Genomic DNA, 26,833 nt, shown 5'->3' with positions numbered 1-26,833 from the left:
CGGTTCAGTTGCCGGCGGGCGGGATTACCAAGTCGGCATCCTCGTTCGGCACCGCTGCCTTTGTCTGATCCGCCTGATAGGGCGGGGGATTGTCCGCCGCGATCCAGGCATGAACGATGCGGGCAGGCTGGGCCGGCGGCTCGCCGCGCGGGATGGAATCGACATATTGCATCCCCTCCAGCACGCGGCCGAACACGGTATAATCCCGGTCCAGCGACAGGCGGGGGGCCAGCATGATGAAGAACTGGCTGTTCGCGCCATTTTCGGCCTTTGCCACGATTTCCGCCGGTGCGCCCTGCGGCGCGCCGGGGCGGGCCGCGGACACGGCACCGCGGACGTGGGGCAGGTAATTGAATTCCTTTTCCAGGTCCGGCAGCTCCGATCCGCCCGTGCCGTCGCCCTTGGGATCGCCGCCCTGTGCCATGAAACCGTCGATCACGCGGTGAAAGACAAGGCCGTCATAGAATTTCTGCCGGGTCAGCGTCTTGATCCGCTCGACATGCTTTGGCGCAACGTCCGACCGCAGCCAGATAGTGACGCGCCCGCCGGTCGACAGATCGAGGATCCAGAGGTTTTCCTTGTCCGTCGTCGACGGGGCAGGGGGACGATTGCTGGGCACCAAAAGCTGCTGCTGCGCCGAAGCGGGGGTCGCCCAGAGGGTCGCCAGGGAGAGGAACAGGACGGAAAGAAAACGCATGCAAACCCCGACTGGCCGGATAATCCGGCGCGGCTTAGCCCAATTCCGCGCTTAGTCCAATGCCATCAGGCGCGGCTGCCCTTGCGCCCGATGCTGTCCACCCGGGCGACGACCTCTGCCTCCACGGCCGGGGTGACAAAGCGGTTGATCGGCCCCCCAAACAGCGCGATTTCCTTGACCAGGCGGCTGGCAATCGGCTGCAACGCGACATCGGCCATCAGGAAGACAGTGTCGATGCGGTTGTTGATCTGCTGATTCATGCCCGCCATCTGATATTCATATTCGAAATCGGCGACGGCGCGCAGGCCGCGCACGATGATCCCCGCGCCCTCCCGCTCGGCAAAGTCCATCAGCAGCGAATCGAAACTGACGACTTCGATGTCGCCTTCGATCCCGGCAACCTCTCGCCGCACCATCGCCATGCGTTCATCGACACTGAACATCGGGTTCTTGGACGGATTGGTCGTGACGCCGATAACCAGCCGATCAACCAGTTTGGCCCCGCGCCGGATGATGTCCATGTGACCCAGCGTGATCGGGTCGAAGGTGCCGGGATAAACGCCGGTGCGGGGGGCGCTCACCGGTCGCGTTCCAGCACGTAGCGGGCGATGTCGCGCAGCAGGTCCGCTTCGGGGCCATGGGCGTGGAGATGCGCGATCGCCTGATCGACCAGCAGCCGGGCCTGTTCGCGGGCTCGGTCGATGCCGAGCAGGGAGAGGAAGGTTTCCTTGCCCGCCTCGCCATCCTTGCGCAGCTTCTTGCCGGCCGCTTCCTCGTCCCCCTCGACGTCCAGAAGATCATCCGCGATCTGGAACGCAAGGCCGATGTCGCGGGCATAGCCGCGAAGGCCGGTGCGCCCCTCGACCGGAACCCGGCCCAAGATGGCCCCCGCCTCGACCGAGGCGGAGATCAGGGCGCCGGTCTTCATCGCCTGAAGCCGGGTGACGGTGGGCAGGTCGAACGTTGTCTCTTCCGCCTTCAGGTCCATCATCTGTCCGCCGCCCATGCCGGCGGGGCCGGCGGCGCGGGCCAGATCGGCGATCAGTTCGACCCGGACGAACGGATCGGCATGGGTATCCTCATGCGCCAGCACGTCGAAGGCGAGATCGTGCAGGCAGTCGCCGGCCAGGATCGCCGTCGCCTCGTCAAATGCCTTGTGCACCGTCGGCTTGCCCCGGCGCATGTCGTCATCGTCCATCGCGGGCAGATCGTCGTGGATCAGGGAATAGACATGGATCGCCTCGATCGCCAGCGCAGCGCGGGCCATGCAGCGCCGGTCGACGCCGAACAGCCGGCCGGTGGCAAAGACCAGCAGCGGGCGCAACCGCTTGCCGCCGCCGATGCTGGCGTGGCGCATCGCCTGATACAGGCTGGCACGGGCATCGTCCGGCACGGGCAACAGCCGGTCGAACTGCCGGTCCATTTCCTCGCCCACATCCCCCAGCGCGGCGGCGAGCAACGGTGTCATCCCCCCCATGGCGTGGATTATCCTGCGTTGAAGGGCTGAGTGCCCGTCGGCTGGCCATCGGCCCCGGCGCGCACCGCCTCGATTCGCATCTGCGCGCGCTCCAGTCGTTCCGCGCACTGGCGGCGCAGGGCATCGCCCTGTTGATACAGGTCGATCGCGCGGTCCAGCGGCACGTCGCCGCTTTCCAGCTGGGTAACGATCCGTTCCAGTTCTTTCAGCGCGTCTTCGAACGAGAGCTGCGCGACTTGGGTGTCCTCGGCCATGGCGGCAGCTATGCGGCAGCCCCCGGCAGCTTGCAACCGGGGAAGCGTTCAGCCGCGCGCCGCCGCCTCTGCCATCACCTCGGCGACCAGGTCCTTGCGGCTCAGTTTGCCAATCATCGTCTTGGGCAGGGTCAGGCGCACGATCACTTCGGCCACGCGCTCATGCTTGCCCAGCTGCGGGTTCAGCCAGTCGCGCAGCGCCGCGCCGTCGATCGGCTCCGCCTCCGGGTGCAGCGTGACATAGGCGTGCGGCCGCTCGCCCAGATACGCGTCGGGCAGGCCGATCACCAGCGTCTCCTTCACGGCCGGGTGGTGATACAGCAATGCCTCGATCTGGCTGGGGAACACCTTGAACCCGCCAACGGCGATCATGTCCTTCAACCGGTCGACGATGCGGATGAATCCGTCGGCATCGATCGTGCCGACATCGCCGGTGCGCAGCCAGTGGCGGCCGGGCACGCGGGTGTCGGGATCGTCGATGAACACCTCTGCGTCCGCCTCTGGCCGGTTCCAGTATCCGCACATGATCTGCGGCCCGCATACCACGATCTCGCCCGGTTCCCCCTCCGGCGCGGGGCGGGTGGGATCTTCCTTGTCGACCAGTCGGACGCGGGTGCCGATCAGCGGCTGGCCGATGGTGCCGGTCTTGCCTTCCGCGTCATAGGGATTGGTCGAGACGACGCCCGAACTTTCCGACAGGCCATAGCCCTCGATCACCCGCGCGCCGGTCTTTTCCTCGAACGCCGCCTTCAGCTCGGCGGCAAGCGGCGCGCCGCCGGAGATACAGATTTCCAGCGACCGCAAATTGGTCTGCGCCAGTTTCGGATGGTCCAGCAGCGCGCGGTACATGGTCGGCACGCCGGGCAGGGCGGTACAGCGCGCCCGCTGGATCGCGTCCAGCGCCTGACCCGCATCGAACCGGGGCAGCATCACGATCTCTCCGCCGGTCACCACGGTCCGGTTGAGGACGCAGGTATTGGCAAAGACGTGGAACATGGGCAGCACGCCCAGCACCCGGTCCTCCCGCTTGCCCAGCCGCGGGTCGAGCCAGGCCACCTGACGGGCATTGGCGGACAGGTTCTGGTGGCTGAGCATCGCCCCCTTGGGCGTGCCCGTGGTGCCGCCGGTATATTGGATCAGGGCAATGTCGCGTTCGGGATCGATGGCGGGCGGGGTGTGCCGTCCGTCATTGGCGATCAGTGCGGAAAAGGCGGTGACGCGCGGGTCATGCGGCCTTTCCGTCACCTCGCTCTGCCGGAACAGGCGATAGAGGATGGATTTCGCCATCGGCAGCGCACCGGCGACCGATCCGACGATCAGGCGTTCCAGCCCGCTGCGGTCCAGCACCTTGAGCGCGGTGGGCAGCAGCGCGCTGGCCGACAGGGTGAACAGCGCCCGCGTGCCCGAATCCGCGACCTGCGCGGCCAGTTCGTCGACGGTGTAGAGCGGCGAGAAATTGACGACGGTCGCACCCAGTTTGAGGATGCCGTAATAGGCCGCGACATAATGGGGCACGTTGGGCAGGAACAGGCCGATCCGGTCGCCCTTGCCATAGCCCATCCGCGAAAGGCCGGCCGCGACCCGGTTCGCCCCGTCCAGCGTTTCGGCATAGCTGTAATGCCGGCCCAGGAAATCGATGAGCGGCGCCTGGCCCCTGGCGCGCGCGGTTTCGTCGAACAGGTCGATCATGGTGGCCGGCGGCAGGGCCTGATCCCAGGGTCCCGGATGCCGATAAAGCGTGCGCCACAGGGGGTCGAAGTCCGTCATTGACACAGGTGTAAGCACCGGATTTCCGGCGTGCAACCGTGCTTTTTCATGTGGTTCGACGGTTCAGTGGCGGGCACGCAGTTGACGCTGCGGCATGCTTATCCCGCGATGCGACGACCGGTCCAGGTGACCAGAATATTTACGGCCAGAACACCCAGATCGAGTGCCGCCTGCACCTTGTGCGGGGCCGTGTCGCCCGAATCATGGGTGATGATGCGGATATCGGCATTGGGCTGACGCAGGGCCACCAGCGCGAACAGCGCCAGCACCGCTACACCCATCATCCGCCGCTTGCGCATAGCGCGTCTCCCCGATCTCGCATTCATTAACCTGAATGGCGCCCGTGGGCAAGGGAACCGTCCGCCGGGATGCCCGGGTTCAGGCAGCGGCGCCCAGCGCGCTGCGCACGCGGTCGCGCCCGGCAGCCTTGGCATCGAACAGCGCGCGGTCGGCGCGGCGGTAAAGCGATTTCCAGTCCTTTTCGTCAGACAGCGGGCCGGTGCAGCAACCGATGCTGGCCGTGACGGTCAGGTCGAACGGCATCCGTGCAGCACGCAGCCGGTCCAGCACCGCATCGGGGCTGATCGCCGATGCAGCATCCTGCACCAGCACGAATTCCTCGCCCCCGATCCGTGCCGCCAGCGATCCTTGCCCCGCCACCTCGCGAAGCATCCGGGCAAAGACGCGCAGCACCTCGTCCCCGCCATCATGGCCCAGCGTGTCGTTGACCCGTTTGAAATGGTCGATGTCGATGATCATCATCTGCTGCTCGCCTGGCCGACCGATGGCGCGCGACAGGAACGACCGGCGATTGAGCAGCCCGGTCAGCGGATCGGTGTCGGCAAGCAGCTGAGCCGCAATCGCGCCGGCCCGTGCAGCATCGCGTTCCCGGCTGAGCAGGTGAATGCGATAGGCGATCGCCAGCGACGACAGCAGCGATTCGGCTGCCATCGCAATGATCGTCGAATTGTCGGCCCAGAAGTTCCAGGGGAGCAGCCCCAGATTGATCATGGTCCGCGTGGTGCCCGACAGGATCGGCATTGCCCAGGCAAGGGCGAACATCCAGCGATAGCGGCTGCGCCGCGCCCAGCTGGCCCACAGCATCATGCCGGCCAGCAGCATGACAGCCCCGAAACTGAGCGTGTACAGCCGGTCGGCCAGATGGATCGACCAGTGCGACAAGGGCGTAAAGCCAACGCCCACCAGGATCAGCAGGCCCGACACGAACAGCTGAATCCGGCCGAGCCAGCCGTCCATCACCCGCGGTTCGAAATAGCTGCGGGCAAAGAAGAGCGCGGCGGAGGCGGACGCGGCAAGGAAGAAGTGATTGAACCGGATCCGGTCATTGTTGGCGATGTCGGGCACCGCCCACGCCAACAATCCCGACGAGGACAGCGTATAGCCGAGCAGCAGCGCCACCATCATGCAATAGAGCAGCTGGAACCGGTGGCGCAGTGCGCCCCACATGGCGAGGTTATAGACGATCAGTGCGATCGCGAGGCCGGCGAACCCGGCATAGACCGCCGCCATTTGCAGCGAGCCGCGCCGCGCCTCTTCCCGCGTCATGACATGCGCCCCGACCAGGACACCGCGCATGTTCGCACTGTCGTCAACGCGCCAAACAAGCCGGCGCACGGGCGCATCATGCGCCGGAATGGTCCATCCGATCAGCGCGCCGAGTTCGATATGCCGGCTGATGTCGCGATTGGTGAGCGATTGGGTGACGCGCCGGCCATCGGCGTAAAGCACGGTCAGCGCGATATCGCCCTGCCACAGGCTGGCGATGCAGATGGTCAGCGGATCTGCGGCCGTGGACGTCCGATCAACCGGGCCGGACACCGCCCAATAGTCGCCGGGACCCAGCTTGCGCTGCTGTTCCCCGCAGGTCATCCGGTCTGCCGGGGCCTGCACGATGGTATCGGGCGTATCCCCGGCCTGCACCGCGGCAACGCAGACCGGCAACAGATCGGCATTTGGCGGGCCGACGGCATGAACCGCCGCCGGGGCCAGCCAGGCAGAGAGACAAGCGAACAGGCCAAGGAACCGGATCATCGGCATTAACCGCAAGGATAGCGGGGGTTCGCAAAGATTAGGTAAATCCGAAAGTTAGCATTGTCAGGCGCGCTCCCGACGGCCCTCGAAAGCATCTGGCCGGGCACCGTTCATGGCGGCAAGCAAGTCGGTTGATCTGCCCCGCCCGGATCGACCATCCGGTCAGTATAATCGAAATCGACAGCGTGCCGGTGCCAAGTCTCTTCGCAGCTGCAACTTGATACCTTTGCAATAGAAGCCACGGCACCGATGGAATATGGCGCTGCCATCATTGGGGTGGAACCGGCAACAGCCGGGCCGCGTTCAATGGCACGACGCGATCAGGCAAACAGCCGGCGCGGCGTAGACAAAAAAGAATTTCGCAGACGCAGGAGTTGAGGAACATGACCCGTACCCTTTTGCTCGCCGTGGCTGCCGCCGCGGCGGCGACGGCTGTTCCAGCCACGGCTGAACAGCGTGTCGTTTCGACGACCGTCCATTTTGCAGACCTGAACCTGACCAGCGCCGCCGATCGGGTAGTGCTGAACGATCGCCTGGGCACCGCCATCCGCCGGATGTGCCGCGCCTATGGCAAGCAGACCGATGCCGAGCAGATCACGGCCGAAGGCTGCGTTGCCGAAGCGCGCGCGGATGCCGAGGCCAAGCTGGGTCGTCTGAACGGCGGCGCCGGTTCGGTCGAGGTGATGTCGATGATGCGCTGATCCCGGCTGCGGATCGGAAATCAAAAACCCCGGCGGGCGGTGGCCTGCCGGGGTTTTTTCTTTGCCTGAGTAACCAGAGACGGTCCGGCCAGAGCCTGTCTGATCGGATTAGGCCTCGGTCGGGGCGGATTTGCGGCCGCCCTTGCGCTTGGACTTGCGGGGCGGGGCGGGGACCATTTCAAAGGCCAGCGCCCCGTCCTTCAGCTTCACGCTGACCTCGCCGCCATGGACCAGCTTGCCGAACAGCAGTTCCTCGGCCAGCGGCTGCTTGATCTTTTCCTGGATAAGGCGGCCCATCGGGCGCGCGCCATACAGCTTGTCATAGCCCCGCTCGGTCAGCCACGCCTTGGCCGCATCGTCCAGATGAATGTGGACGCCGCGATCCGACAGCTGCAACTCCAGCTGCAGAATGAACTTGTCCACGACGCGCGCGACCACTTCCGGCGGCAGATAGCCGAACGGCACGATCGCATCCAGGCGGTTGCGGAATTCCGGCGTGAACAGCTTCTTGACCGCGTCCTCCTGCACATCCTCGCGCGTGAACTCGCCGAACCCGATGCTTTCGCGGGCCATGTCGGATGCACCGGCATTGGTCGTCATGATCAGGATGGTGTTGCGGAAATCCACCGTCTTGCCGTGGTGATCGGTCAGCTTTCCGTTGTCCATCACCTGAAGCAGGATGTTGAACAGATCGGGATGCGCCTTTTCGATTTCGTCCAGCAGCAGCACGCTGTGCGGGTTCTGATCGACGGCATCGGTCAGAAGGCCGCCCTGATCATAGCCGACATAGCCCGGAGGCGCACCGATCAGCCGGCTGACCGAATGGCGTTCCATATATTCGGACATGTCGAACCGCTGCAGCGGAATGCCGAGCAATTCGGCCAGCTGCTTCGCCACTTCCGTCTTGCCGACACCGGTCGGGCCGCTGAACAGGTAATTGCCGATCGGCTTTTCCAGTTCGCGCAGGCCCGCACGGCTCAGCTTGATGGCCGATGACAGGACCTCGATCGCCTTGTCCTGGCCGAACACGACCCGCTTCAGGTCGGTTTCCAGATTGGCGAGCACGCGGGTGTCGTCGGTGCTGACCGTTTTCGGCGGGATGCGCGCCATGGTGGCGATCACCTGTTCGATCTCCTTGACGGTGATCGTCTTTTTCCGCTTCGACGGCGGCACCAGCATCTGCATCGCGCCAACCTCGTCGATCACGTCGATCGCCTTGTCGGGCAATTTGCGGTCGTTGATGTACCGGCTGGACAGCTCGACCGCGGCCTTGATCGCGTCGGGCGTGTACTTGACCGAATGATGCTCCTCGAACGCCGAACGCAGGCCGGCCAGGATCTTGATGGTGTCCTCGACCGTCGGTTCGTTCACGTCGATCTTCTGGAACCGGCGCAGCAAGGCGCGGTCCTTTTCGAAGTGGTTGCGAAACTCCTTGTAGGTGGTGGAGCCGATGCAGCGGATCGATCCGCCCGACAGTGCGGGCTTCAAAAGGTTGGACGCATCCATCGCCCCGCCGCTGGTCGCGCCGGCACCGATGACGGTGTGAATCTCGTCAATGAACAGCACCGCATGGGGCAGCTTTTCCAGTTCGGAGACGACCTGCTTCAACCGCTCCTCGAAATCGCCGCGATAGCGGGTGCCGGCCAGCAGCGCGCCCATGTCGAGCGAATAGATGACGGCCGGCTTCAGCACGTCGGGAACGTCGCCCTCGACGATCTTGCGGGCCAGGCCCTCTGCAATCGCGGTCTTGCCGACGCCCGGATCGCCGACATAGAGCGGGTTGTTCTTGGACCGGCGGCACAGGATCTGGACCGTGCGGTCGACCTCTGGCCCGCGGCCGATCAGCGGATCGACCTTGCCGTTCTTCGCCTTTTCATTGAGGTCGACGCAGAACTGCTTGAGCGCGCTTTCGCCCTTGCCGCTTTTCTGTTCCTGCTTGGCCGATTTCTCCTCCTCGGCCGCGCCCTTCACCTCGCGGCTTTCGGCGGGGGTGCCGCCCTTGCCGACGCCGTGGCTGATATAGCTGACCGCATCCAGCCGGCTCATGTCCTGCTGCTGCAGGAAATAGACGGCATAGCTCTCGCGTTCGCTGAACAGGGCGACCAGCACATTGGCGCCGGTGACTTCGTCCCGGCCAGAGGACTGGACGTGCAGGATCGCGCGCTGGACGACACGCTGGAACCCGCTGGTGGGCGACGGATCGGTTTGTGTATCGACCTTCAGCGCCTCAAGCTCGGTATCCAGATATTTCGCCACCGTCGCCTTCAGGTCGCCCAGATCGACGCCGCACGCGCTCATCACCTTTGATGCGTGCTCGTCGTCGATCAGCGCCAGCAGAAGATGCTCCAGCGTTGCATATTCGTGGCGGCGCGCGGACGCGGCCTCCAGCGCCTTGTGCAGCGTGGATTCCAGGGCAGAGGCAAAGGACGGCATTATTCATTACTCCAGGCGGGGCGGTGGGACGCTGGCCCCGCAAACCCTATGTCGGGATTGTGGGGCCGGTCATCAAGCGGGGTGCCCCTGCACCGGATGCGCGACGACGGGGTCGGGTCCGGTGCGATCATGTTCATCGCTTGAATAAACTGTCTGCAACGGCGCGGTGACTGACCGCTCGCGCCTTGTGCGCGCGGACCCGTGCAACCTCTGCCTCAAGCGCGGCGATGCGCTCGTCCAGCTCGGCCACGGAAAGCGGGTCCAGATCCTGGCGCGCCAGCTGGTCGATCAGGTCGCCCGGGCGGGCGCGGGGAAGATCGTCCATATCCATGGCGCGGATGCTCGCCCGCCTGCCTGCCCGTGTCAACGTCGCCGGGGGGAATTTTCCGCTGGTCGCGCGGATGCCCCCGATTATCGCGTCCGTGGCGGTTGACCCGCCGCCGGGCGCAAGCGTAAGCGGGCTGGCGGGACCAGCGCGGCGCGACATGGCGGCCGCGCGCCGGCGCCCGGGGGGAGCTGAATACCGGTATGGCGATTCCCGAAGTGATGCGAGCGATCGACCCTGCCACCGCAGGCGGGCCGGAGGTGCTGGCCATCGTCGAACGGCCGGTACCGCAACCTCAACCGGGCGAAGTCCTGATCCGGGTCGCGGCGGCCGGGGTGAACCGGCCCGATGTCCTGCAGCGCCGGGGAATGTATCCGCCGCCGCCGGGCGCGCCGAGCATCCCGGGACTGGAAATCGCCGGACACATTGTCGCGCTGGGTTCCGATGTCGGGTCGGAATGGATCGATCAGCCGGTCTGCGCCCTGATCGGTGGCGGCGGTTATGCCGACTATGCCGTCGCCCCGCTTGGCCAGTGCCTGCCCGTGCCGGATTCTCTGTCGATGGACGAGGCAGCGGCAATGCCCGAAACGCTGTTCACCGTGTGGACCAACCTGTTCGAGCGCGCCTATGCGGCAGAGGGCGACCGGGTGCTGATCCATGGCGGCACGTCGGGCATCGGCACCATGGCGATCCAGCTGGCCCGGCTGTTCGGGCTGACCGTGATCGTCACCTGCGGATCGGACGACAAGGTCGCGGCCGCCCTGTCGCTGGGCGCGCATCATGCGATCAATTACCGGACCGAGGATTTTGTGGACCGGGTCAGGGACATCACCGGTGGACGCGGTGTTCATGTGGTGCTGGACATGGTGGGCGGCGATTATGTTGCCCGCAACATCGCCTGCCTGGCCGATGACGGCCGCCATGTGTCGATCGCGGTGCAGGGCGGCGCGATGGCGACCATCCCGGTGTTCGAGGTGATGCGCCGCCGCCTCACGCTGACCGGATCGACGCTGCGGGCACGCGATGCCAGTTTCAAGGCGCTGGTATGCGACGAACTGTTCCGCACCGTGTGGCCACTGGTTCGGGAAGGGCGGCTGAAACCCGTGATCGACCGCCGCTTTCCGCTGGAGCAGGCAGCGGACGCGCACCGCCGGATGGAAGCGGGCAACCATATCGGCAAAATCGTGCTGACGATGCAATGATGCGAACCGATTTCGCTAGATAAAAAATCTGATCTTCCCCTAAATTGAGTGTCGAATCGTCGGGGGGTTTGCGTGATTTCGTCAATGCTTGCGCCAGACAACATCGCTTTTTCCGGCGCGCTTGCATTGATGCTTGCGCTTGGTCTGGTGCGGGCACTGGGCTTTGCTGACGGCATGGATCTCGACGTCGACAGCGATCTGCCCGATGCGCTGGCATGGCTTGGCGTCGGCAGAGTGCCGATCATGATCCTGATCGTCCTGTTCCTGGCGCTGTTCGGCCTGATCGGGCTGATCGGTCAGCAGCTTGTCGCAGCAGCGCTCGGGCAACCGCTGAGCGGCTGGATCGCTGTTCCCGTGGCAGCGACCGCCAGTCTGGCAATGCTGCGCGGCAGCGCCGGCTTGCTGGGTCGGGTGCTGCCGGGCGACCTGACGACCGCGATCGACACGGATGACCTGATCGGCGGGACGGCAACCATCGTGGTCGGAACCGCTCGTCAAGGCTCTCCTGCCCGGGCCAGGGCCGAGGACCGGTTTGGTCAGGAGCATTATCTGATGGTCGAGCCTGACAATCCCGGCGTGCATTTCGAGCAGGGCGAGCATGTCCTGATCGTTCGCCGCGAAGGTCAGGTCTTTCGCGCCATTTCACGCGGCGACCATCGTCTGCCGCACCTTGGAGGTTAGTCATGGGTGAACTTGTTCCGGCGTCCACCGGCAGCGCGCTGATCAATATCGGCCTGCCCGTCGGTATCGTCCTTCTTGCCCTGATCATCATCGGCGTGATGCTGGCGCGCCTGTATCGCCGCGCATCCAAGGAGATCGCCTTTGTCCGGACCGGCATGGGCGGCGAAAAGGTGGTGATGAACGGCGGCGCGCTTGTCCTGCCCGTGTTTCACGAAACCATGCCCGTCAACATGAACACGGTGCGGCTGGCGGTGGAGCGAAAGAATGCGGATGCGTTGATTACGCTCGATCGGCTGCGGATTGATGTGAAGGCCGAATTCTATGTTCGGGTAAAGCCGGACGGCCAGTCGATTGCGATTGCTGCCCAGACCTTGGGCATGCGCACGATGAACCCAGATGCGCTGAAGGAACTGGTCGAGGGCAAGTTTGTCGACGCATTGCGCTCGGTAGCGGCCGGAATGACCATGGCGCAGTTGCACGAGCAGCGCAGCGACTTTGTGCAGAAGGTGCAGCAGGTTTCGTCTGCTGATCTGGCCATGAACGGGCTGGAACTGGAGAGCGTGTCGCTGACCGGGCTGGACCAGACGAGCATCGAGCATTTCAATGCCAACAATGCGTTCGACGCCGAGGGCCTGACAAAGCTGACCGAGCAGATCGAATTGCGCAAAAAGGCGCGCAACGACATCGAGCAGGACACGCGTGTCCAGATCGAGACGAAGAATCTGGAAGCGTCGCGTCAGTCGTTCCTGATCGGACGGGATACCGAATTTGCCCGGCTGGAGCAGGAACGCGAGATCGAGATGAAGCGCGCCGAACAGTCGTCCGAAGTGGCGCGCGAACAGGCCATTCGTCAGCGCGAGGCCGAGCAGGCGCGGATCGAAGCGAAAAAGCAGATCGACAGCCAGCAGATCGAGGCTGATCGTGCGGTGAAGGAAGCGCGGATCGCGCAGGAACAGGCGTTGGAACTGGCGCGGCAGGAACAGCAGATCGCGGTGCAGAACAAGAGCCGCGAAGAAAGCCAGGCAAAGGCTCAGGCAGATGAAGCTCGCGCAAAGGCTGTGGCCGCCGAAGAACAGGTCAGCACATCCCGCGAAACGGAAATCGCGGAGCGAACCAAGCGGATCGAGTTGATTGATGCCGCACGGGAGGCCGAGCGCCAGGCCATCGGCACGCGCGTTCAGGCCGAAGCGGAGAAACAGGCAGCCGCCGACAGGGCAGAGGCAGCGCGATTGCTGGCCGAAGGCGAGGCAGAGGCCGCGAAGCTGAAGGCAGAGGCGGATCGCGTGCGGTTCGAGGTCGAGGCAGCCGGTCAGCGTGCGGTCAACGAAGCCGCCAATCTGTTGTCGTCCGATCAGATTTCGCTTCAGACCAAACTCGCCCTGCTGAAGGTGCTGCCGGAAATGGTACGGGAATCGGTGAAGCCCATGGAAGCGATCGACAGCATCCGGATCGTGCAGGTCGATGGCCTGAATACCGGTGGTGGCAATGGTGGCGGCGGGCACGACACGGGTGACGGCAACCTCGCCAATTCTGCGGTCGCGGCGGCGTTGCGATATCGGGCTCAGGCACCGGTACTTGACGGATTGATGCGCGAGCTGGGTTTTGACGGCAGCACGCTGGACAGCCTCGCCAAGGGAGCGGTGGCGACGACTTCGGCGCAATCAGCTGCCGTTCAAGGCGGCGGCGTGATCGCCGGCGACGGCAAGGATGTCGGCGAACCGGCCTGACCTTGGGCACGGGCGTTGGGCCGCAGCGTCATTCGCACCGGGGGCAGGGTGGGTTTGCTGCATTCCTGCCCTCCGCGACTTGCAATCGACTCGAACGTCCGTTCTAAGGCCATGGTGACCGCTATCATTCTGCAGGGACTGTCATGACCCGCCCGCTGACCCTTGATCCCGATCGCCTGTTTCCGGCCGAAACCCGGACCCGTGCCATTGCGCGGGACCTGTATTCGACAATTGCCGGTCTGCCGATCATCAGTCCGCATGGCCACACCGATGCCGGCTGGTTTGCGCACAACCGCAACTGGACGAGCGCGACCGAGCTGTTCCTGGCGCCCGATCATTATGTCTATCGCATGCTCTATTCGCAGGGGATTGCTCTGGCGGACCTGGGCGTGCCGGATCGCAACGGCACGCCGCCACACGATCCCCGCCGGGCATGGCGGATCTTTGCCGATCACTATTACCTGTTCCGCGGCACGCCGTCGCGGATGTGGCTGGATCACGTCTTTGCCAATGTGTTCGGCCTGGACGTCGCGCTGGATAGCGGGACCGCCGACCAGTATTTCGACCGCATCGGCGAGCAGCTGGCCAGTGAGGCGTTTCGCCCGCGCGCGCTGTTCGACCGGTTCAATATCGGGTTTCTGGCCACCACCGAAGGGCCGCAGGATGACCTGTCCGCGCATCACGCCGTGCAGGCATCGGGATGGGGTGGGCGGGTCGTCACCACCTATCGCCCCGATGCCGTCATCGATGTGGAGCATGAGGCGTTCCGTCCGGCGATGGACCGGTTTGCCGAGGTGACGGGCGAGGATGTCTGGTCGTGGCGTGGCTATCTGGCCGCTCATCGCAAGCGGCGGGCGGATTTCCGCGCAGCAGGCGCGACCGCGACCGATCACGGCCATATCACTGCCCAGACCGCCAATCTGACCCCTGCCGAGGCAGAGGCATTGTTCGACCGGGTGACGCGCGGGGAATGGGTGGCCGCCGATGCCGAGCTGTTCCGCGCGCAGATGCTGACCGAAATGGCAGCGATGAGCATCGAGGACGGGATGGTCATGCAAATCCATCCCGGCGTCGACCGCAATCATAACCACGGCCTGTTCACCTCGCACGGCCGCGACAAGGGCGCCGATATTCCGCTGCGCACCGATTATGTCCGTGCGTTGCGCCCGTTGCTGGACCGGTTCGGCACATTGACCGAGCTGTTGATCATTCTGTTCACGCTGGACGAGAGCACCTATGCCCGCGAACTGGCGCCGCTGGCCGGGCATTATCCCTGCCTGAAGCTTGGCCCGGCATGGTGGTTCCATGACAGTCCGGAGGGAATGCGCCGGTTCCGCGAGATGACGACGGAGACGGCCGGGTTCTACAACACGGTCGGGTTCAACGACGATACCCGTGCCTTCCTGTCCATTCCCGCGCGGCACGATGTCGCCCGCCGCGTCGATTGCGCGTTTCTGGCGCGGCTTGTCGCGGAAGGGCGGTTGCAGGATTGGGAAGCGGCAGACCTTGCCTATGAACTGACCAATGGCCTGGTAAAGCGCGCCTATCGCATCGATGCGGGCGACCGCTCGCCGGAACGCGTCGCCGCCTGACCGGCCGGCCCGGCACAGGCGCGCCGTCACCGGTTGGCGGCGGCCGGTGGGCGGGCGCTGCACCCATTACTCGCAAATGCAGCATCACTATTGTAATAGTGTAACATATCGTTAGGAACGGCCCCGATACCGAGTCGAGTTCAAGGGGTTTTTCCAATGTCGATCCTCAACGCCCTGCTGGCATCGTCCGCGCTGATCGCGGCACCAGCACCTGCCCCGCGCGAGCCGGTGGCCGCGCCGGTCACCGCCGCCCCGGATGAGGCTGACCCGCAGTCGCGCGACGGCGTGCATGGCGAGGCGTCAACGGACATCATCATCACCGCGCCCTATGTCCGCGAACTGGACGTCCTGGCGCAGAAGTCGGTGCTGACCGGTGATGCGTTGCTGCGCGATCTTCGGCCGCAGATCGGCGATACGCTGACCCGGCTGCCCGGCGTGTCCGCCACGTCGTTCACTCCCGGTGCGTCGCGCCCGGTGCTGCGCGGCTTTCAGGGCGAGCGGATTCGCGTCCTGACCGACGGCCTGGGCTCGCTGGACGTGTCCAACACCTCTGCCGACCATGGCGTGACCATCGACCCGCTGACGGCAGAGCGGGTAGAGGTGCTGCGCGGTCCGGCCGTGCTGCTGTTCGGCAGCCAGGCGATCGGCGGCGCGGTCAACGTCATCGACCGGCGCATCCCGCGCGCGGTGCCGGAGAACGGCGTCCATGTCGATGCGATCGGCAGCTATGGATCGGCGGCTGAGGAGCGGAGCGTCGGCGGTGCGCTGGATGTGGCGCTGACGCCGCAGATCGTCGCCCATGTCGATGGCAGCTATCGCAAGTCCGGCGACCTGCGCGTCGGCGGCTATGTGCTGTCCCCGACGCTGCGCGCCGAACAGCTCGACATCGCGGCCGAGGAGCGGGCGGAAGGCAATCTGGACGAGGCGGCGGAGGCAGAGGCGCTGGCCGGTCTGCGCGGCCGGGTGCCCAATACCGCGACGGAGACGTACACGCTGGGCGGCGGCATCGCGCTGATCAACGATGGCGGCAGCCTCGGCATCTCTGCCGGCTATTATGACAGCAACTATGGCGTGCCGGCGCGCCCCGGCAGCGGCCACGCCCATGGCGAGGACGGCGGCGCCGAAGTGGCAGAGGCCGAAGAAGGTCCGGTGACCATCGGGATGAAGCAGTTCCGCGCCGACATGCGCGGCGAAATCAACGTCAATGGCGGATTTCTGGACACCATTCGCACCCGTGTCGGCTTTTCGGACTATGAGCATACCGAGTTCGAGGGCGCAGAGGTCGGCACCCGGTTCCTGTCGGAAGCGTTCGAGGGCCGGCTGGAACTGGTTCAGGCCGACCGCGACGGCTGGCGCGGCGTGACCGGCGTTCAGGGCTTTACCCGCCGGTTCGACGCGATCGGGGCAGAGGCATTCGTGCCGCGCAACGACACCGCGCAATTCGGCATCTTTACGGTGCAGGAAGTCGGGCTTGGCCCGCTCGAGCTGGAAGTCGCCGGGCGGTACGAGCGGACGGACGTGTCGTCCAATTCGGTGCTGATCGGCGGCGAGGAGGATGGCGAGGTCGTTGCGATCGATCGCGGGTTCGACACCTTTTCCGGTGCGGTCGGCGTCACCTATGCGCCCAGCGATCAGCTGCGCATCGGCATCACCGGATCGCGGGCGGAACGCGCCCCGGCGGCCGAGGAGCTGTTTTCCAACGGCCCGCACATCGCCACTCAGGCGTTCGAGATCGGCAACCCGTTCTTTACCAAGGAAAAGAGCTGGGGTGTCGAAGGGTTCGTGCGCGGCACTGCCGGGCCGTTGAAGTTCAACCTGGCTGCCTATGCCACCTGGTTCGATGATTACATCTATGAGTTCAACACCGGCGAGGAGCTGGATGAGCTGCCCGTGTTCCAGTATCAGCAGGCCGATGCCCGCTATTACGGGTTCGAGGCAGAACTGTCCGCGACGCTGGTGCAGACCGACGGCTTTGCCCTGCGTGCCGACGGCGTTGCCGATTATGTCGACGCGCGCCTGACCGCGACGGATACGGCGGTTCCCCGCATTCCGCCGCTTCGCCTGCGCGGCGGGCTGGAGGCCGATGCCGGGCCGGTCAATGGCCGGGTCGAGGTCGAGCATGTGTTCGAACAGGACAAGGTTGCGGCATTCGAGTTGCCGACCGACGCATTCACGCTGGTCAATGCCTCAGTCGCATGGCGTCCGTTCGGCAGCGCCAGCGAAAGCGCGGTGATCCTGTCGGCCAACAACATCTTTGACGTCGACGCCCGCCGGCATGCCAGCTTTACCAAGGACTTCGTGCCACTGGCCGGCCGCGACATCCGGGTGTCGCTGCGCCTGAGCATCTGACGGCTCCCTCTCTGGCCCCGATCATCCAGGAACCAGAGCAACTGCCCCACCCCCTTTCGCCAGCACCCCGGCGAAAGGGGGATTTTTTATCCGACCGGTACGCCCCCCTGATAATGGTGCCAGGCAAAGATGGCGGCGGCCCCGCGATGCGGGCGCCATGGATCGGCCAGCGCACGGGTTTCCTTTTCGGTCGGCTTTTCGGACAGGCCAAGGATGCGACCGACGGCGATCTGAACGGCAAGATCGCCCGCGGGCCAAATATCGGGCCGCCCCTCGGCAAACAGCAGATAGATTTCGGCCGACCAGCGCCCGATCCCCTTGAGCGAGACGAGCGCGGCAATCGCTTCTTCGTCATCGGCCGGCAGCTGGTGCAGGTCGATGCGGCCAGAAGCGACCGCCTCAGCGAGGCCAAGGGCATAGCCCGCCTTTTGCCGGGAAAGCCCGGCGGCGCGCAGGGTTTCGGCATCGGCGGCCAGCAGGGCAGCGGGGTCGAGGACCGCGCCGTCCAGCAGGGCATCCAGCTTGTTCCACACCGATTGCGCGGCCTTTACGCTGACCTGCTGGCCGATGATCGTGCGCAGCAAGGTGGCATAGCCCCGTTCGCGAATCCGCGGGGCGGGATAGCCATAGTCGGCCAGCGCAGCCGCAATCGCGGGTTCCCGCTCCGCCAGAGCGTCCATCCCGGCGTTCAGTTGTTCAGCGCTCAATCCCATGTCACCCGTCCTTGATCTTTGCCGATCCCAGCGGCAGAGGCGGTCAGGCAATAGCCGTGGAGTCCGCAATGCCAAAACTGATCGTCGTCACCCGCGATGGTACCGAACACCCCGTCGACGCCACGCCCGGCCTGAGCGTGATGGAAGTGATCCGCGACCATGGGTTCGACGAGCTGCTTGCCCTGTGCGGCGGCAATTGTTCGTGCGCGACCTGTCATGTCCATGTCGACCCGGAATTTGCGGCCAAACTGCGCCCGGTCAGTGCGGACGAGGACGACCTGCTGGACAGTGCGTCCGACCGGGATGCGACGTCGCGCCTGTCGTGCCAGCTGCTGTTCACCGCCGAGCTGGACGGCATGAAGGTGCGGATCGCCGAAGAGGACTGATCCCCCGGTCGGCTGACAGTTTTGACACATTGAACGGGTTTCACGCGGCCGACCGCCCGGTTGACCGGCCGTGGCAACGTGCCGGTCAAGCATGGGCATCAGGGCTGATCCAGTCGGGGTCATCGCACCGACTGGATCAGAAAAAATCCAACATTGCCAGCCCGTTGACGGGGTTGCCCTTCGTCTGCGCACTCGCGCGCCGACTGGCCCGGATCAGCGGGCCGGGGGCAGGGGGGCCAGTTTCAGGACTGCCATCGGCGCGTCCTTGCTGATCGGGGTTGCCCGCCAGGTCACGCTGCGCCGGCCATTGGCCTCTGTTGCGCCATCCTCGTTATTCTGGCTGATGATTTCCGCATCGGTGGTCAGGGTGAAGGTACCGTCCAGCCGGTCCGCTGCCTTGCTGGCGCTGCTGCCGGCCATGCCGCCCGACTGCTGGTTGCCCTCGCCAAACGCAGGGGCTTTCACCCGGACCCGTTCATTCCCGCGCAGTTCGATGGCGACGAACGGCAACACGATCTCCGCGTCGAGATTATAGGGATAGACAAAGGCGTGATCGAGCCGCCCGGTGATCGCATAATCGATCAGGAACAGGCCATCGCCCTTATATTCCACCGATCGATAGCCTGCCTCGCCGCGCAGGGCATCGGCGATCGCGCGGTTCTTGCGCTCCTGTTCCGCCTTGTCGTCATCTTCTTCGGAGAAATCGCCCGAATCCTGCTTCAGCGACGCGGGCTGCCACGATGCCTCGCCCTCGGTCACGGCTTCGCCGTCCTCCTCGGCGCCCTCTTCATCAAGGTCGCCAAGCCCCTGCATGCTTTTTTCAAGGTCGAGGGCGAACACCTCACCCTTGTAGGTAAAGGTGAAGCTGCGATCCCGGTTCACGTCGAGCGTCGAGACGAACTTGCCCGGAGCGATAAAGCAGCTGGTCAGCATCAGCGGCGCCAGCACCGCCATGAGCACCGCGACCATCCGTTTCAGCATTGCAGCGCCCCCGTTCCGATGTGTTCCAGCCGACCCCTAGTCCTGGCGACGATGCGTTGCCGCCGCGTAAAGCGCAATGGCTGCTGCGTTGGAAACGTTGAGGCTCTCCATGCGCGGGCTGATCGGCAGGCGGGCCAGCACGTCGCAATGCGCCATCGTGTTCTGTCGCATCCCGTCGCCCTCTGCCCCCAGCACCAGCGCCACGCGATCCGTGCCCAGCGCGCTGTCCAGCGTGGTTTCGGTCGCGCCGGCCAGGCCGATGCGCCAATAGCCCGCCTCGCCAATCTCATCCAGCGCGCGGGACAGGTTGACCACGCGGACCCAGGGCACGAACTCCAGCGCGCCCGATGCCGCACGCGCGACCGTGCCCGATTCCGGCGGCGAATGGCGATCCTGGGTCACGATGCACAGGGCATCGAACGCGGCGGCGGATCGCAGGATCGCGCCGACATTGTGGGGATCGGTCACCTGATCCAGCATCAGGATCGGGCGATTGTCCTTTTCCCCCTGACCCAGCACTTCGCTGAGCCACAGATCCTCCAGCGGTTCGACCTCCGCCACCAGCCCCTGATGCGGCGCATCGGACGGCACCAGCCGGGCCAGATCGGCAACATCGGCATAGGTGATCGGCAGCACCGGCGGCAGGTCGAGCGTCGACAGCGCCTCCCGCGTTCCCCACAGCTTTCGCACCGTGCGTTCGGGATTGGCGAGCGCGGCCAGCACGGCATGGCGACCCCAGAAACGGGGGCGGCCGGCCGGGGCCTGAGAGGGGCGATGTCCGCGTCGTGCCATGATGCTGTTCTTTCCGATCGCCTGTAACGATGATCCCGCCTGCTATGCCCACGGCCCCGCGCGCGCAAGACATTGACGGCGGGACGCACGCGGGGCGTTGACAGGCGGGGCAGGGGACGGCAAAGGCTCGCGCTCGCTTCGGCGGCTGGCCCGGAAGGGTGGCCGAGTGGTTAAAGGCAGCAGACTGTAAATCTGCCCGCGTGAGCGTACACTGGTTCGAATCCAGTCCCTTCCACCATCGCCGCCGCCGAAGCGAATACTCCCACCCGGAGGATGAAAGACCCGCGTATGGCCACCGGCCCGGCAGGCGCGGTTCCGATCCGTGTGTCATTCCGGTGTAATTGCGCCCGTCATGGCCGCGTCGCATCGCCCGTACCGTCGGCCCTGGTCGCGTCCGGTCGATCATGGAGGCAGCGGCCATGCCTGGCGGGCACCATCGACCGCGCGATCGGGCGCGAAAAGCTGGTTAAGAAATGGCGGCGCGAATGGAAGTTTGCACTGATCGAAAAGGATAATCCCGATTGGGATGACCTGTGGGATCAGTGGTTCGCAACCGGGATGTCCAAGAGATAGCCAAGCCCCGTGTCAAGCACGGGGCGACGATGAGTAGAAGAGCCTGTTCGGGGTCGTTTGCTGACCAGCGGCTGTTGTGGCGCAGATGCTTTATTGCCGCCGATCAATTGCGGTTCGGTGCTCTCCGCATGCCTGGCCCGCCGGGGACCAAGGCCGGTCAGCCCAATGTAACGAAGCTGTCGAGGACGCGTTTGCGGCCCGCCTGTTCGAAGTCGATTTCCAGCTTGTTGCCCTCGATCGCGGCGACCGCGCCATAGCCGAATTTTTGGTGAAAGACGCGCATCCCGATGCTGATGTCGTCGCGGCCCTTGTTGCCCAGGCTGACCGCCGGGGCCCGGCTTTCCACGACGCGGACCGGCTCTCGCGTGAAGCTGCGGGGGGTAAAGCTGCCGCCGGGGTTTTTAAGGTCCACGCCCGCCGCGCGTTGCCAGCCCGGCCCGCGCCCCTGCCCACGTGCGACATCGGCAAAGGGGTCGGCGCGTTCGGACCAGTTGGCGCGCCACAGGCTTTCGCCGCCCGACATGGTCGTTTCGCTTTCCACATGTTCGGGCGGCAGTTCGGCGATGAAGCGGCTGGGCAGGCTGCTGGTCCACTGGCCATAGATGCGGCGATTGGCGGCGTGCAGGATGGTGCTGTGGCGCCGTGCCCGCGTGATCGCGACATAGGCGAGGCGGCGTTCCTCCTCCAGGCTGGCCAGGCCGCCCTCGTCCAGCGCGCGCTGGCTGGGGAACAGCCCTTCTTCCCATCCCGCCAGGAACACGGTGTCGAATTCCAGCCCCTTGGCCGCGTGGATCGTCATGATCGTCACCTTGGCCCCGCCGTCGCTGGTCTCATTGTCCATGACCAGGCTGACATGCTCAAGGAACGCGCCGAGGGTTTCATATTCCTCCATCGCGCGGACCAGTTCGGTCAGGTTTTCCAGGCGGCCGGCGGCCTCTGCGCTGCGATCCGCCTGCCACATTCCGGTATAGCCGGATTCGTCGAGAAGGATGCGGGCCAGTTCCGGGTGCGGCAGGCTGGTCGCCATGTCGCGCCAGCGGGCGATGTCGCCAATCAGGTTGCCGAGCGCGCGCCGGGCCTGCGGCGTCAGTTCGTCGGTGTCGAGGATGCGGGCGGCGGCGATCGTCAGCGGGATGCCCTGACCCCGGGCGAGCTGATGCACCTTCGCCAGCGCCTTGTCGCCAAGGCCGCGCTTGGGCACGTTGACGATCCGTTCAAAGGCCAGATCGTCGGCCGGTTGATTAACGACGCGGAGATAGGCAAGCGCGTCGCGGATTTCCTGACGCTCGTAAAAGCGGAAGCCGCCGACGATTCGGTAATTCACGCCGATCTGGATGAACCGGTCTTCGAACTCGCGCGTCTGATGCTGGGCGCGGACGAGGATGGCGATGTCGTTGAGGCTGGAGCCGCGCCGCTGCGCTGCTTCGATCTCGTCGCCGACACGGCGCGCCTCCTCCGGGCCGTCCCACACGCCGATGACGCGGACCTTTTCGCCGGCGTCCAGTTCGGTCCACAGCGTCTTGCCCAGCCGCCCGGCATTGTTGGCGATGACGCCCGATGCCGCGCCCAGGATGTGCGGCGTTGAACGGTAATTCTGTTCCAGCCGGATCACCTTCGCGCCCGGGAAATCGCGTTCGAATTTCAGGATGTTTTCAACCCGCGCGCCGCGCCAGCTGTAGATCGACTGATCATCGTCGCCGACGCACGCGATGTTGCGCCGCGCCTGGGCGAGCAGGCGCAGCCACAGATACTGGACGCTGTTCGTATCCTGATATTCGTCGACCATGATGTACCGGAACCGCTGCTGATACTGTTCCAGCACCTCTCGGTTATCCTTGAGGATGGTCAGGCTGTGCAGCAGAAGGTCGCCGAAATCACAGGCGTTCACGGCGCGCAGTCGCGCCTGATACTGGGTATAGAGTTCCTGCCCCCGGCCATTGGCGTACAGTTCGCTTTCCCCGGCATCCAGATCGGCCGGGGTCAGCCCCTTGTTCTTCCACCCGTCGATCAGGCCAGCGAGCTGGCGCGCGGGCCAGCGTTTTTCATCCAGATCGGCCGCAATGACGAGCTGTTTCAGCAGGCGCAGCTGATCGTCGGTGTCGAGGATGGTGAAATTGCTTTGCAGGCCGACCAGTTCGGCATGGCGGCGCAGCATCTTTGCGCCGATCGAGTGAAAGGTGCCCAGCCACGGCATCCCTTCCACCGCATCGCCCACCAGCCGCCCGACGCGTTCCCGCATCTCGCGCGCGGCCTTGTTGGTGAAGGTGACGGACAGGATCTCCGACGGATAGGCGCGCCGCGTGTAAAGGAGGTGCGCCAGCCGCGCGGTCAGCGCCGCCGTCTTGCCCGTGCCGGCCCCCGCCAGCACCAGCACCGGGCCGTCCGTGGTCAGCACCGCATCCCGCTGTTCGGGGTTGAGGCCGCGCAGATAGGGCGGATCGTCGGACAGGGTTCGACCGGGGGCGGCGGGAGCATTCATCGGTGAACAGTTAGGGAACAGCGGCGAACGGGGCAAGCGCCGATCCCCGCCTGTCATCATTCTGTTACCTTGATCCAGCAACCATCCGTCGAGGAGTATGCGTATGCCGATTGCCCGTCGTGATGTAATGATTGGCGGCGCCGCCGCGATGATGATGAGCGGTGCTGGCCGGGTGCTGGCACAGGGCAGCGGGGCGGCGGGCGTGCCGATCAAGCTGACCGACAGCCGGTTGCTGGTGGCGGGATCGATCGGCACGTCGCCGACGCTGCCGATGGTGATCGATACCGGCGGCCAGTTCGGCCTGATCCACACCGACCTGGCCCAGCAGCTGAAGCTGTCCCGGATCGGCTATCGAAAGCTGCGCCTGTCCTGGGGCCATGCCGAGTATCCGATTTACCGCGCCAGCGGCCTGTTGCTGGGCGGGCGGTTCGAGGTGCCGGTGCTGGCGCTGGCCGGGATCGATCGCGGGCTAGGGGACGGGGCGGTGATATCGCTGCCCGGCCGCGTGCTGACGGTGATGGACGGCGAACTCGACATGGATGCCGGCCAGTGGCGCGTCCATCCGCAGGGGTTGGGCGACATGGCCGGGTGGACCCGGTTCGACAAGGCCATCGTCCAGCGCGGGCAGAGCGAGGACAGCCGGTTCCTCTATGCCGATGCCAGCATCAACGGCGCGCCGCCGATGCGGTTCGGCCTGGACACGGGGATGCCCCCGGTCATCCGGCTGTACCGCAAGGCGGCGGAGGCGGCGGGATTGTGGAACGCCGCCAAATGGGCACCCGCCGCACCGGATGGCGAAACGCGCGTCGTGCGGGCGGAACGGATCGAGCTGGCCGGGGCGGTGATCGAACGGCCGCTGGTGTTCATCAAGGACCGGCCCGACTGGAACGAGTTCGAAAACGGGATTATCGGCCTGCCACTGCTGCGCCTGTTCAACATCGCGACCAGCAACCGCGACAACGCCGTGCTGATGAAGCGCAATCGCCAGACCATGCAGCCGGACATGTACAACCGGACCGGCATCTGGATCGAACGGGCGGGCGATGCCATTGCGGTGGGCAAGGTGGGGCCGGGCAGTCCGGCGGAACAGGCCGGTCTGAAACCCGGCGACAGGCTGCGCGGCATGACGTTCGAGGCGTTTGTCCAGCGGACCTACGACCCGGCGGGCACCGTGCTGAACCTGACGGTCGAGCGGGACGGGACCAGTCGGCCGCTGCCCCTGACCCTGGCCGATTACCTGTAAGGCTTGGCCGGGCGAAAAACTTTTTTCCGGCGGTTGTCGAAACGCGCGGGGGTCGCGGCTCATCGTCACGGGTGCTGATTGCCAGCGCGCCGATGATGAGGAAGGATATCCCCATGCAGTATATGCTCGTTTACCGCGAAACCGCCGCCGAAATGGGCAAGCGCGACGATCCGCAGGCCGCCGGACCCTATTGGGGGGCATGGATGGCCTATATCGGCGCGATGCAGGCCGCGGGCGTCATGCTGTATGGCGACGGGCTGATGCCGCCGGAAACCGCAACGCTGGTCAGCGTGGGCGCGGACGGCCGCACCATTCAGGACGGCCCGTTCCCCAATACCAAGGAACAGCTGGGCGGTTTCGTCGTGATCGAGGTCGCCGATCTGGACGTGGCGATCGAATGGGCCGCCCGCGCGCCCTGTGCCGCCGATACGCCGGTCGAGGTGCGGCCGGTCGAGGCGCCGCCCGCCGGCATGGAATGAACCGGTGACGACGGACGCGCGCCGCACCGCCGAACGGGTGGCGCGCGATTCCCATGGGCGGCTGGTGGCGATGCTGGCCAGCCGGACCCGCGACATCGCGGCGGCCGAGGATGCGTTGAGCGAGGCATTTCGCGCCGCGCTGGCCACCTGGCCCGAACGGGGCGTGCCCGACCGGCCGGAGGCGTGGCTGCTGACCGCGGCACGGCGGGCGATCGGCCATCAGCGGCGGCACGAGGGCGTGCGGGCGACGGCCGAACCGATGCGCGCGCTGATCGAGGCGGAGCGGGAGGCGATGCGCGGAACGGCATTTGGCGACCATCGGCTTGGCCTGATGTTCGCGTGCACTCATCCCGCGCTGGCCGCGGATATTCAGGCGCCGCTGATGCTGCAGGTCGTGCTGGGGCTGGACGCAGGCCGGATTGCGGCCAGTTTCCTGATCGCGCCGGCCACCATGGGTCAGCGCCTGTCGCGGGCCAAGGCGAAGATCCGCGACGCCGGCGTCCCCTTTGCCATGCCCGATCCGGCGGAGGCGGGGCCGCGCATGGCGGCGGTGCTGAACGCGATCTATGCCGCCTATGGCACCGGATGGGACGACCGGTTTGCGGGCAACGCGGCCACCCGCGGTCTGGCGGAGGAGGCGCTGTGGCTGGCGCGGCTGACCGCCGGACTGGCCCCGCAGGATGCCGAGGCAAAGGGGCTGCTTGCCCTGATCCTCTATTGCGAAAGCCGGGCCGGTGCGCGGCGGGATGCGGCGGGCGCGTTCGTCCCGCTGGACCGGCAGGATCGCGGAATGTGGGATGCGGCGATGATCCGTGAGGCGGAGACGCTGCTCACCGAGGCCGCGCGGATCGCCACGCCGGGCCGGTTTCAGATCGAGGCGGCGATCCAGTCGCATCGGATGGTTGCCATCGCCATGCCGGAGGCCGCGCCGCCTTATGCTGCAGCCATGCTGCACGACCTGCTGGTCCGCATCGCGCCGTCGATCGGGGCACAGGTGGCCCGCGCCGTGGCGCATGGCGATGCGGGGCGGCCCGCCGACGGTCTGGCCATGCTGGATGCCATGGCGGCGGCGGCACAGGGATATCAGCCATGGTGGGCGGCGCGTGCGCATCTGCTTGAACGGATGGGCCAGGGGGCGGCGGCGCGTGCGGCGCGGATGCGGGCGGCGGGGATGACCGACGACCCGGCCGTGCGCCGCTGGCTGCTTACCCAGCCCTAGCGCCGACGGGCGGCTGGTGTATGGACGGGGCAACCCGCCCGGAGTCGTCCATGCCCATCAAGAATCGCATGATCCGCAAGATCGCCGTCGCCCTGCTGTTTTCCGGCCTGACCGTGCTCGTCTGGCGGATCGGGGTGGCGCAGGGCTGGTTCCCGGACGAGAACAACTGCACCGCGGACCGGCAGGAAGAACGGGATGCACAGGGCAAGGTGACGCGCATCGTCCGCAAGACCTGTTATTCCGGTTGACCCTTTACCCGAATGGCCGGGTGGGGTAGAACATATGGCGAACAAGAGGGAGCAGTCGATGCTGACGGGACAATGCCATTGCGGGGCCATCCGCTATGAAATGCCGGACACGTTCGACCATCACGCGCTGTGCCATTGCAGCGATTGTCGCCGCCATGCCGGTGCGCCCATGGTCGCATGGGCGCTGGTGGCGGCAGATGCGCTGACCGTGACGGGCGATCCGGTCGTCTATGCCTCGTCCGACCATGGGCGGCGGCATTTCTGCGGCACGTGCGGCACCGGCCTTTTCTATACCAACGATGCGATCTTTCCGGGCAAGATCGACGTTCAGTCAGCGACGCTGGACGATCCGGACGCCCTGGCCGGTCCGTTCGGCCATATCCAGATTGCCGAACGGATCGGATGGATGGCGGGCGCGGACGGATTGCCGATGTTCGACCGTTATCCGGGCGGATGAGCCAAA

Annotated in this window: 26 protein-coding genes and 1 tRNA gene; 14 read left to right on the top strand and 13 right to left on the bottom strand. The window is 65.7% G+C overall.

Translation table 11 applies throughout. From position 1 onward, the window contains the following. Positions 1 to 4 precede the first annotated feature (4 nt). From NYR55_RS05275 to NYR55_RS05245, 7 genes are all read right to left on the bottom strand, one after another. Entirely contained in the window at positions 5 to 697 is a 693-nt protein-coding gene (locus tag NYR55_RS05275; protein WP_260020167.1) for a peptidylprolyl isomerase, read from the bottom strand. Between the two features lie 65 nt (positions 698 to 762). Further along, on the bottom strand, positions 763 to 1,278 hold the full coding sequence (coaD, locus tag NYR55_RS05270; RefSeq protein WP_260020166.1) for a pantetheine-phosphate adenylyltransferase: 516 nt from the start codon (positions 1,276 to 1,278) through the stop codon (positions 763 to 765). Then, a complete protein-coding gene (locus tag NYR55_RS05265) occupies positions 1,275 to 2,165 on the bottom strand; it encodes a farnesyl diphosphate synthase (protein WP_260020165.1) in 891 nt (296 codons plus the stop codon). Before NYR55_RS05265 ends, coaD begins: the two co-directional genes overlap by 4 nt. 17 nt (positions 2,166 to 2,182) lie before the next feature. Further along, positions 2,183 to 2,428 (bottom strand): exodeoxyribonuclease VII small subunit, encoded by a 246-nt coding sequence (locus NYR55_RS05260; protein WP_260020164.1) that lies wholly within the window; start codon positions 2,426 to 2,428, stop codon positions 2,183 to 2,185. 48 nt (positions 2,429 to 2,476) lie between these two features. Next, positions 2,477 to 4,195 carry an AMP-binding protein gene (locus tag NYR55_RS05255; RefSeq protein ID WP_260020163.1) on the bottom strand — a complete coding sequence of 573 codons (1,719 nt, stop codon included), beginning with the start codon at positions 4,193 to 4,195 and terminating at the stop codon, positions 2,477 to 2,479. A gap of 98 nt (positions 4,196 to 4,293) precedes the next feature. Beyond that, positions 4,294 to 4,494 (bottom strand): hypothetical protein, encoded by a 201-nt coding sequence (locus tag NYR55_RS05250; RefSeq protein WP_260020162.1) that lies wholly within the window; start codon positions 4,492 to 4,494, stop codon positions 4,294 to 4,296. 79 nt (positions 4,495 to 4,573) lie between these two features. Further along, positions 4,574 to 6,253: a diguanylate cyclase gene (locus NYR55_RS05245; protein WP_260020161.1), complete on the bottom strand. Its 1,680-nt coding sequence runs from the start codon at positions 6,251 to 6,253 to the stop codon at positions 4,574 to 4,576. 377 nt (positions 6,254 to 6,630) lie between these two features. On the opposite strand from NYR55_RS05245, the gene NYR55_RS05240 reads away from it, so the two are divergent. Then, a complete protein-coding gene (locus NYR55_RS05240) occupies positions 6,631 to 6,948 on the top strand; it encodes a UrcA family protein (RefSeq protein WP_260020160.1) in 318 nt (105 codons plus the stop codon). A gap of 108 nt (positions 6,949 to 7,056) precedes the next feature. On the opposite strand, the gene clpA is transcribed toward NYR55_RS05240, so the two are convergent. Continuing rightward, positions 7,057 to 9,381, bottom strand: coding sequence for an ATP-dependent Clp protease ATP-binding subunit ClpA (gene clpA, locus NYR55_RS05235; protein WP_260020159.1), 2,325 nt, complete (start codon positions 9,379 to 9,381; stop codon positions 7,057 to 7,059). A gap of 133 nt (positions 9,382 to 9,514) precedes the next feature. Continuing rightward, positions 9,515 to 9,712 carry a DUF1192 domain-containing protein gene (locus NYR55_RS05230; protein WP_260020158.1) on the bottom strand — a complete coding sequence of 66 codons (198 nt, stop codon included), beginning with the start codon at positions 9,710 to 9,712 and terminating at the stop codon, positions 9,515 to 9,517. A 215-nt stretch (positions 9,713 to 9,927) separates the two neighbouring features. Here NYR55_RS05230 and NYR55_RS05225 point away from each other — a divergent pair, with 215 nt between their 5' ends. The 5 genes from NYR55_RS05225 to NYR55_RS05205 all read left to right on the top strand — a co-directional run bounded on the left by NYR55_RS05225 (position 9,928) and on the right by NYR55_RS05205 (position 17,257). Next, complete coding sequence (locus NYR55_RS05225; RefSeq protein ID WP_260020157.1) at positions 9,928 to 10,908, top strand: NAD(P)H-quinone oxidoreductase; 981 nt, start codon at positions 9,928 to 9,930, stop codon at positions 10,906 to 10,908. An 84-nt stretch (positions 10,909 to 10,992) separates the two neighbouring features. Beyond that, positions 10,993 to 11,589, top strand: coding sequence for a YqiJ family protein (locus NYR55_RS05220; protein ID WP_260020156.1), 597 nt, complete (start codon positions 10,993 to 10,995; stop codon positions 11,587 to 11,589). A 2-nt stretch (positions 11,590 to 11,591) separates the two neighbouring features. After that, complete coding sequence (locus NYR55_RS05215; RefSeq protein ID WP_260020155.1) at positions 11,592 to 13,316, top strand: flotillin domain-containing protein; 1,725 nt, start codon at positions 11,592 to 11,594, stop codon at positions 13,314 to 13,316. A 143-nt stretch (positions 13,317 to 13,459) separates the two neighbouring features. After that, positions 13,460 to 14,908: a glucuronate isomerase gene (uxaC, locus tag NYR55_RS05210; RefSeq protein WP_260020154.1), complete on the top strand. Its 1,449-nt coding sequence runs from the start codon at positions 13,460 to 13,462 to the stop codon at positions 14,906 to 14,908. A 156-nt stretch (positions 14,909 to 15,064) separates the two neighbouring features. Next, complete coding sequence (locus tag NYR55_RS05205) at positions 15,065 to 17,257, top strand: TonB-dependent receptor (RefSeq protein WP_260020153.1); 2,193 nt, start codon at positions 15,065 to 15,067, stop codon at positions 17,255 to 17,257. Positions 17,258 to 17,343: 86 nt separating this feature from the next. Here the strand turns inward: NYR55_RS05205 and NYR55_RS05200 are convergent, their stop codons facing one another. Continuing rightward, positions 17,344 to 17,970: a DNA-3-methyladenine glycosylase 2 family protein gene (locus tag NYR55_RS05200; RefSeq protein WP_260020152.1), complete on the bottom strand. Its 627-nt coding sequence runs from the start codon at positions 17,968 to 17,970 to the stop codon at positions 17,344 to 17,346. Positions 17,971 to 18,038: 68 nt separating this feature from the next. Here NYR55_RS05200 and NYR55_RS05195 point away from each other — a divergent pair, with 68 nt between their 5' ends. After that, positions 18,039 to 18,356, top strand: a complete 318-nt coding sequence (locus NYR55_RS05195) for a 2Fe-2S iron-sulfur cluster-binding protein (RefSeq protein WP_260020151.1) — start codon at positions 18,039 to 18,041, stop codon at positions 18,354 to 18,356. 213 nt (positions 18,357 to 18,569) lie between these two features. On the opposite strand, the gene NYR55_RS05190 is transcribed toward NYR55_RS05195, so the two are convergent. Both NYR55_RS05190 and rlmB read right to left on the bottom strand, forming a co-directional pair. Next, entirely contained in the window at positions 18,570 to 19,337 is a 768-nt protein-coding gene (locus tag NYR55_RS05190) for a hypothetical protein (protein ID WP_260020150.1), read from the bottom strand. A gap of 36 nt (positions 19,338 to 19,373) precedes the next feature. Beyond that, the gene (gene rlmB, locus NYR55_RS05185; RefSeq protein ID WP_260020149.1) at positions 19,374 to 20,129 is read right to left on the bottom strand and encodes a 23S rRNA (guanosine(2251)-2'-O)-methyltransferase RlmB; all 756 of its coding nucleotides are present in this window, start codon (positions 20,127 to 20,129) and stop codon (positions 19,374 to 19,376) included. 152 nt (positions 20,130 to 20,281) lie between these two features. Here rlmB and NYR55_RS05180 point away from each other — a divergent pair. Together NYR55_RS05180 and NYR55_RS05175 are read left to right on the top strand one after the other, a co-directional pair. Beyond that, positions 20,282 to 20,367, top strand: a tRNA-Tyr gene (locus NYR55_RS05180). 50 nt (positions 20,368 to 20,417) lie between these two features. Then, complete coding sequence (locus tag NYR55_RS05175) at positions 20,418 to 20,702, top strand: hypothetical protein (protein WP_260021566.1); 285 nt, start codon at positions 20,418 to 20,420, stop codon at positions 20,700 to 20,702. Between the two features lie 157 nt (positions 20,703 to 20,859). Here NYR55_RS05175 and NYR55_RS05170 read toward each other — a convergent pair whose 3' ends face one another. After that, positions 20,860 to 23,181: a UvrD-helicase domain-containing protein gene (locus NYR55_RS05170; protein WP_260020148.1), complete on the bottom strand. Its 2,322-nt coding sequence runs from the start codon at positions 23,179 to 23,181 to the stop codon at positions 20,860 to 20,862. Positions 23,182 to 23,284: 103 nt separating this feature from the next. Here NYR55_RS05170 and NYR55_RS05165 point away from each other — a divergent pair, with 103 nt between their 5' ends. From NYR55_RS05165 to NYR55_RS05145, 5 genes are all read left to right on the top strand, one after another. Then, positions 23,285 to 24,424, top strand: coding sequence for a hypothetical protein (locus NYR55_RS05165; RefSeq protein WP_260020147.1), 1,140 nt, complete (start codon positions 23,285 to 23,287; stop codon positions 24,422 to 24,424). Between the two features lie 113 nt (positions 24,425 to 24,537). Beyond that, the gene (locus NYR55_RS05160) at positions 24,538 to 24,903 is read left to right on the top strand and encodes a YciI family protein (protein ID WP_260020146.1); all 366 of its coding nucleotides are present in this window, start codon (positions 24,538 to 24,540) and stop codon (positions 24,901 to 24,903) included. A 4-nt stretch (positions 24,904 to 24,907) separates the two neighbouring features. Then, positions 24,908 to 26,122, top strand: coding sequence for a DUF6596 domain-containing protein (locus tag NYR55_RS05155; RefSeq protein ID WP_260020145.1), 1,215 nt, complete (start codon positions 24,908 to 24,910; stop codon positions 26,120 to 26,122). Between the two features lie 50 nt (positions 26,123 to 26,172). Further along, positions 26,173 to 26,370 carry a hypothetical protein gene (locus tag NYR55_RS05150; protein WP_260020144.1) on the top strand — a complete coding sequence of 66 codons (198 nt, stop codon included), beginning with the start codon at positions 26,173 to 26,175 and terminating at the stop codon, positions 26,368 to 26,370. A 58-nt stretch (positions 26,371 to 26,428) separates the two neighbouring features. Next, positions 26,429 to 26,827 (top strand): GFA family protein, encoded by a 399-nt coding sequence (locus tag NYR55_RS05145; RefSeq protein ID WP_260021565.1) that lies wholly within the window; start codon positions 26,429 to 26,431, stop codon positions 26,825 to 26,827. Positions 26,828 to 26,833 lie beyond the last annotated feature (6 nt).

The organism is Sphingomonas sp. BGYR3, assembly GCF_025153455.1.
GTDB lineage: Bacteria > Pseudomonadota > Alphaproteobacteria > Sphingomonadales > Sphingomonadaceae > Sphingomonas.
Note: the sequence above shows the minus strand (reverse complement) of the source record. Positions and strands in the feature narration are given on the sequence as shown.

What these genes read in the sequence shown, in the direction of transcription:
- NYR55_RS05150 (WP_260020144.1), top strand. Translation starts at nt 26,173, where the DNA reads ATGCCCATCAAGAATCGCATGATCCGCAAGATCGCCGTCGCCCTGCTG.
- NYR55_RS05190 (WP_260020150.1), bottom strand. Translation starts at nt 19,337, where the DNA reads ATGCTGAAACGGATGGTCGCGGTGCTCATGGCGGTGCTGGCGCCGCTG.
- NYR55_RS05145 (WP_260021565.1), top strand. Translation starts at nt 26,429, where the DNA reads ATGCTGACGGGACAATGCCATTGCGGGGCCATCCGCTATGAAATGCCG.
- rlmB (WP_260020149.1), bottom strand. Translation starts at nt 20,129, where the DNA reads ATGGCACGACGCGGACATCGCCCCTCTCAGGCCCCGGCCGGCCGCCCC.
- NYR55_RS05245 (WP_260020161.1), bottom strand. Translation starts at nt 6,253, where the DNA reads ATGCCGATGATCCGGTTCCTTGGCCTGTTCGCTTGTCTCTCTGCCTGG.
- NYR55_RS05200 (WP_260020152.1), bottom strand. Translation starts at nt 17,970, where the DNA reads ATGGGATTGAGCGCTGAACAACTGAACGCCGGGATGGACGCTCTGGCG.
- NYR55_RS05205 (WP_260020153.1), top strand. Translation starts at nt 15,065, where the DNA reads ATGTCGATCCTCAACGCCCTGCTGGCATCGTCCGCGCTGATCGCGGCA.
- NYR55_RS05215 (WP_260020155.1), top strand. Translation starts at nt 11,592, where the DNA reads ATGGGTGAACTTGTTCCGGCGTCCACCGGCAGCGCGCTGATCAATATC.
- NYR55_RS05175 (WP_260021566.1), top strand. Translation starts at nt 20,418, where the DNA reads ATGGCCACCGGCCCGGCAGGCGCGGTTCCGATCCGTGTGTCATTCCGG.
- NYR55_RS05225 (WP_260020157.1), top strand. Translation starts at nt 9,928, where the DNA reads ATGCGAGCGATCGACCCTGCCACCGCAGGCGGGCCGGAGGTGCTGGCC.
- NYR55_RS05260 (WP_260020164.1), bottom strand. Translation starts at nt 2,428, where the DNA reads ATGGCCGAGGACACCCAAGTCGCGCAGCTCTCGTTCGAAGACGCGCTG.
- NYR55_RS05195 (WP_260020151.1), top strand. Translation starts at nt 18,039, where the DNA reads ATGCCAAAACTGATCGTCGTCACCCGCGATGGTACCGAACACCCCGTC.
- NYR55_RS05165 (WP_260020147.1), top strand. Translation starts at nt 23,285, where the DNA reads ATGCCGATTGCCCGTCGTGATGTAATGATTGGCGGCGCCGCCGCGATG.
- NYR55_RS05160 (WP_260020146.1), top strand. Translation starts at nt 24,538, where the DNA reads ATGCAGTATATGCTCGTTTACCGCGAAACCGCCGCCGAAATGGGCAAG.
- NYR55_RS05255 (WP_260020163.1), bottom strand. Translation starts at nt 4,195, where the DNA reads ATGACGGACTTCGACCCCCTGTGGCGCACGCTTTATCGGCATCCGGGA.
- NYR55_RS05265 (WP_260020165.1), bottom strand. Translation starts at nt 2,165, where the DNA reads ATGACACCGTTGCTCGCCGCCGCGCTGGGGGATGTGGGCGAGGAAATG.
- NYR55_RS05240 (WP_260020160.1), top strand. Translation starts at nt 6,631, where the DNA reads ATGACCCGTACCCTTTTGCTCGCCGTGGCTGCCGCCGCGGCGGCGACG.
- NYR55_RS05250 (WP_260020162.1), bottom strand. Translation starts at nt 4,494, where the DNA reads ATGCGCAAGCGGCGGATGATGGGTGTAGCGGTGCTGGCGCTGTTCGCG.
- NYR55_RS05170 (WP_260020148.1), bottom strand. Translation starts at nt 23,181, where the DNA reads ATGAATGCTCCCGCCGCCCCCGGTCGAACCCTGTCCGACGATCCGCCC.
- uxaC (WP_260020154.1), top strand. Translation starts at nt 13,460, where the DNA reads ATGACCCGCCCGCTGACCCTTGATCCCGATCGCCTGTTTCCGGCCGAA.
- NYR55_RS05230 (WP_260020158.1), bottom strand. Translation starts at nt 9,712, where the DNA reads ATGGATATGGACGATCTTCCCCGCGCCCGCCCGGGCGACCTGATCGAC.
- clpA (WP_260020159.1), bottom strand. Translation starts at nt 9,381, where the DNA reads ATGCCGTCCTTTGCCTCTGCCCTGGAATCCACGCTGCACAAGGCGCTG.
- NYR55_RS05220 (WP_260020156.1), top strand. Translation starts at nt 10,993, where the DNA reads ATGCTTGCGCCAGACAACATCGCTTTTTCCGGCGCGCTTGCATTGATG.
- NYR55_RS05275 (WP_260020167.1), bottom strand. Translation starts at nt 697, where the DNA reads ATGCGTTTTCTTTCCGTCCTGTTCCTCTCCCTGGCGACCCTCTGGGCG.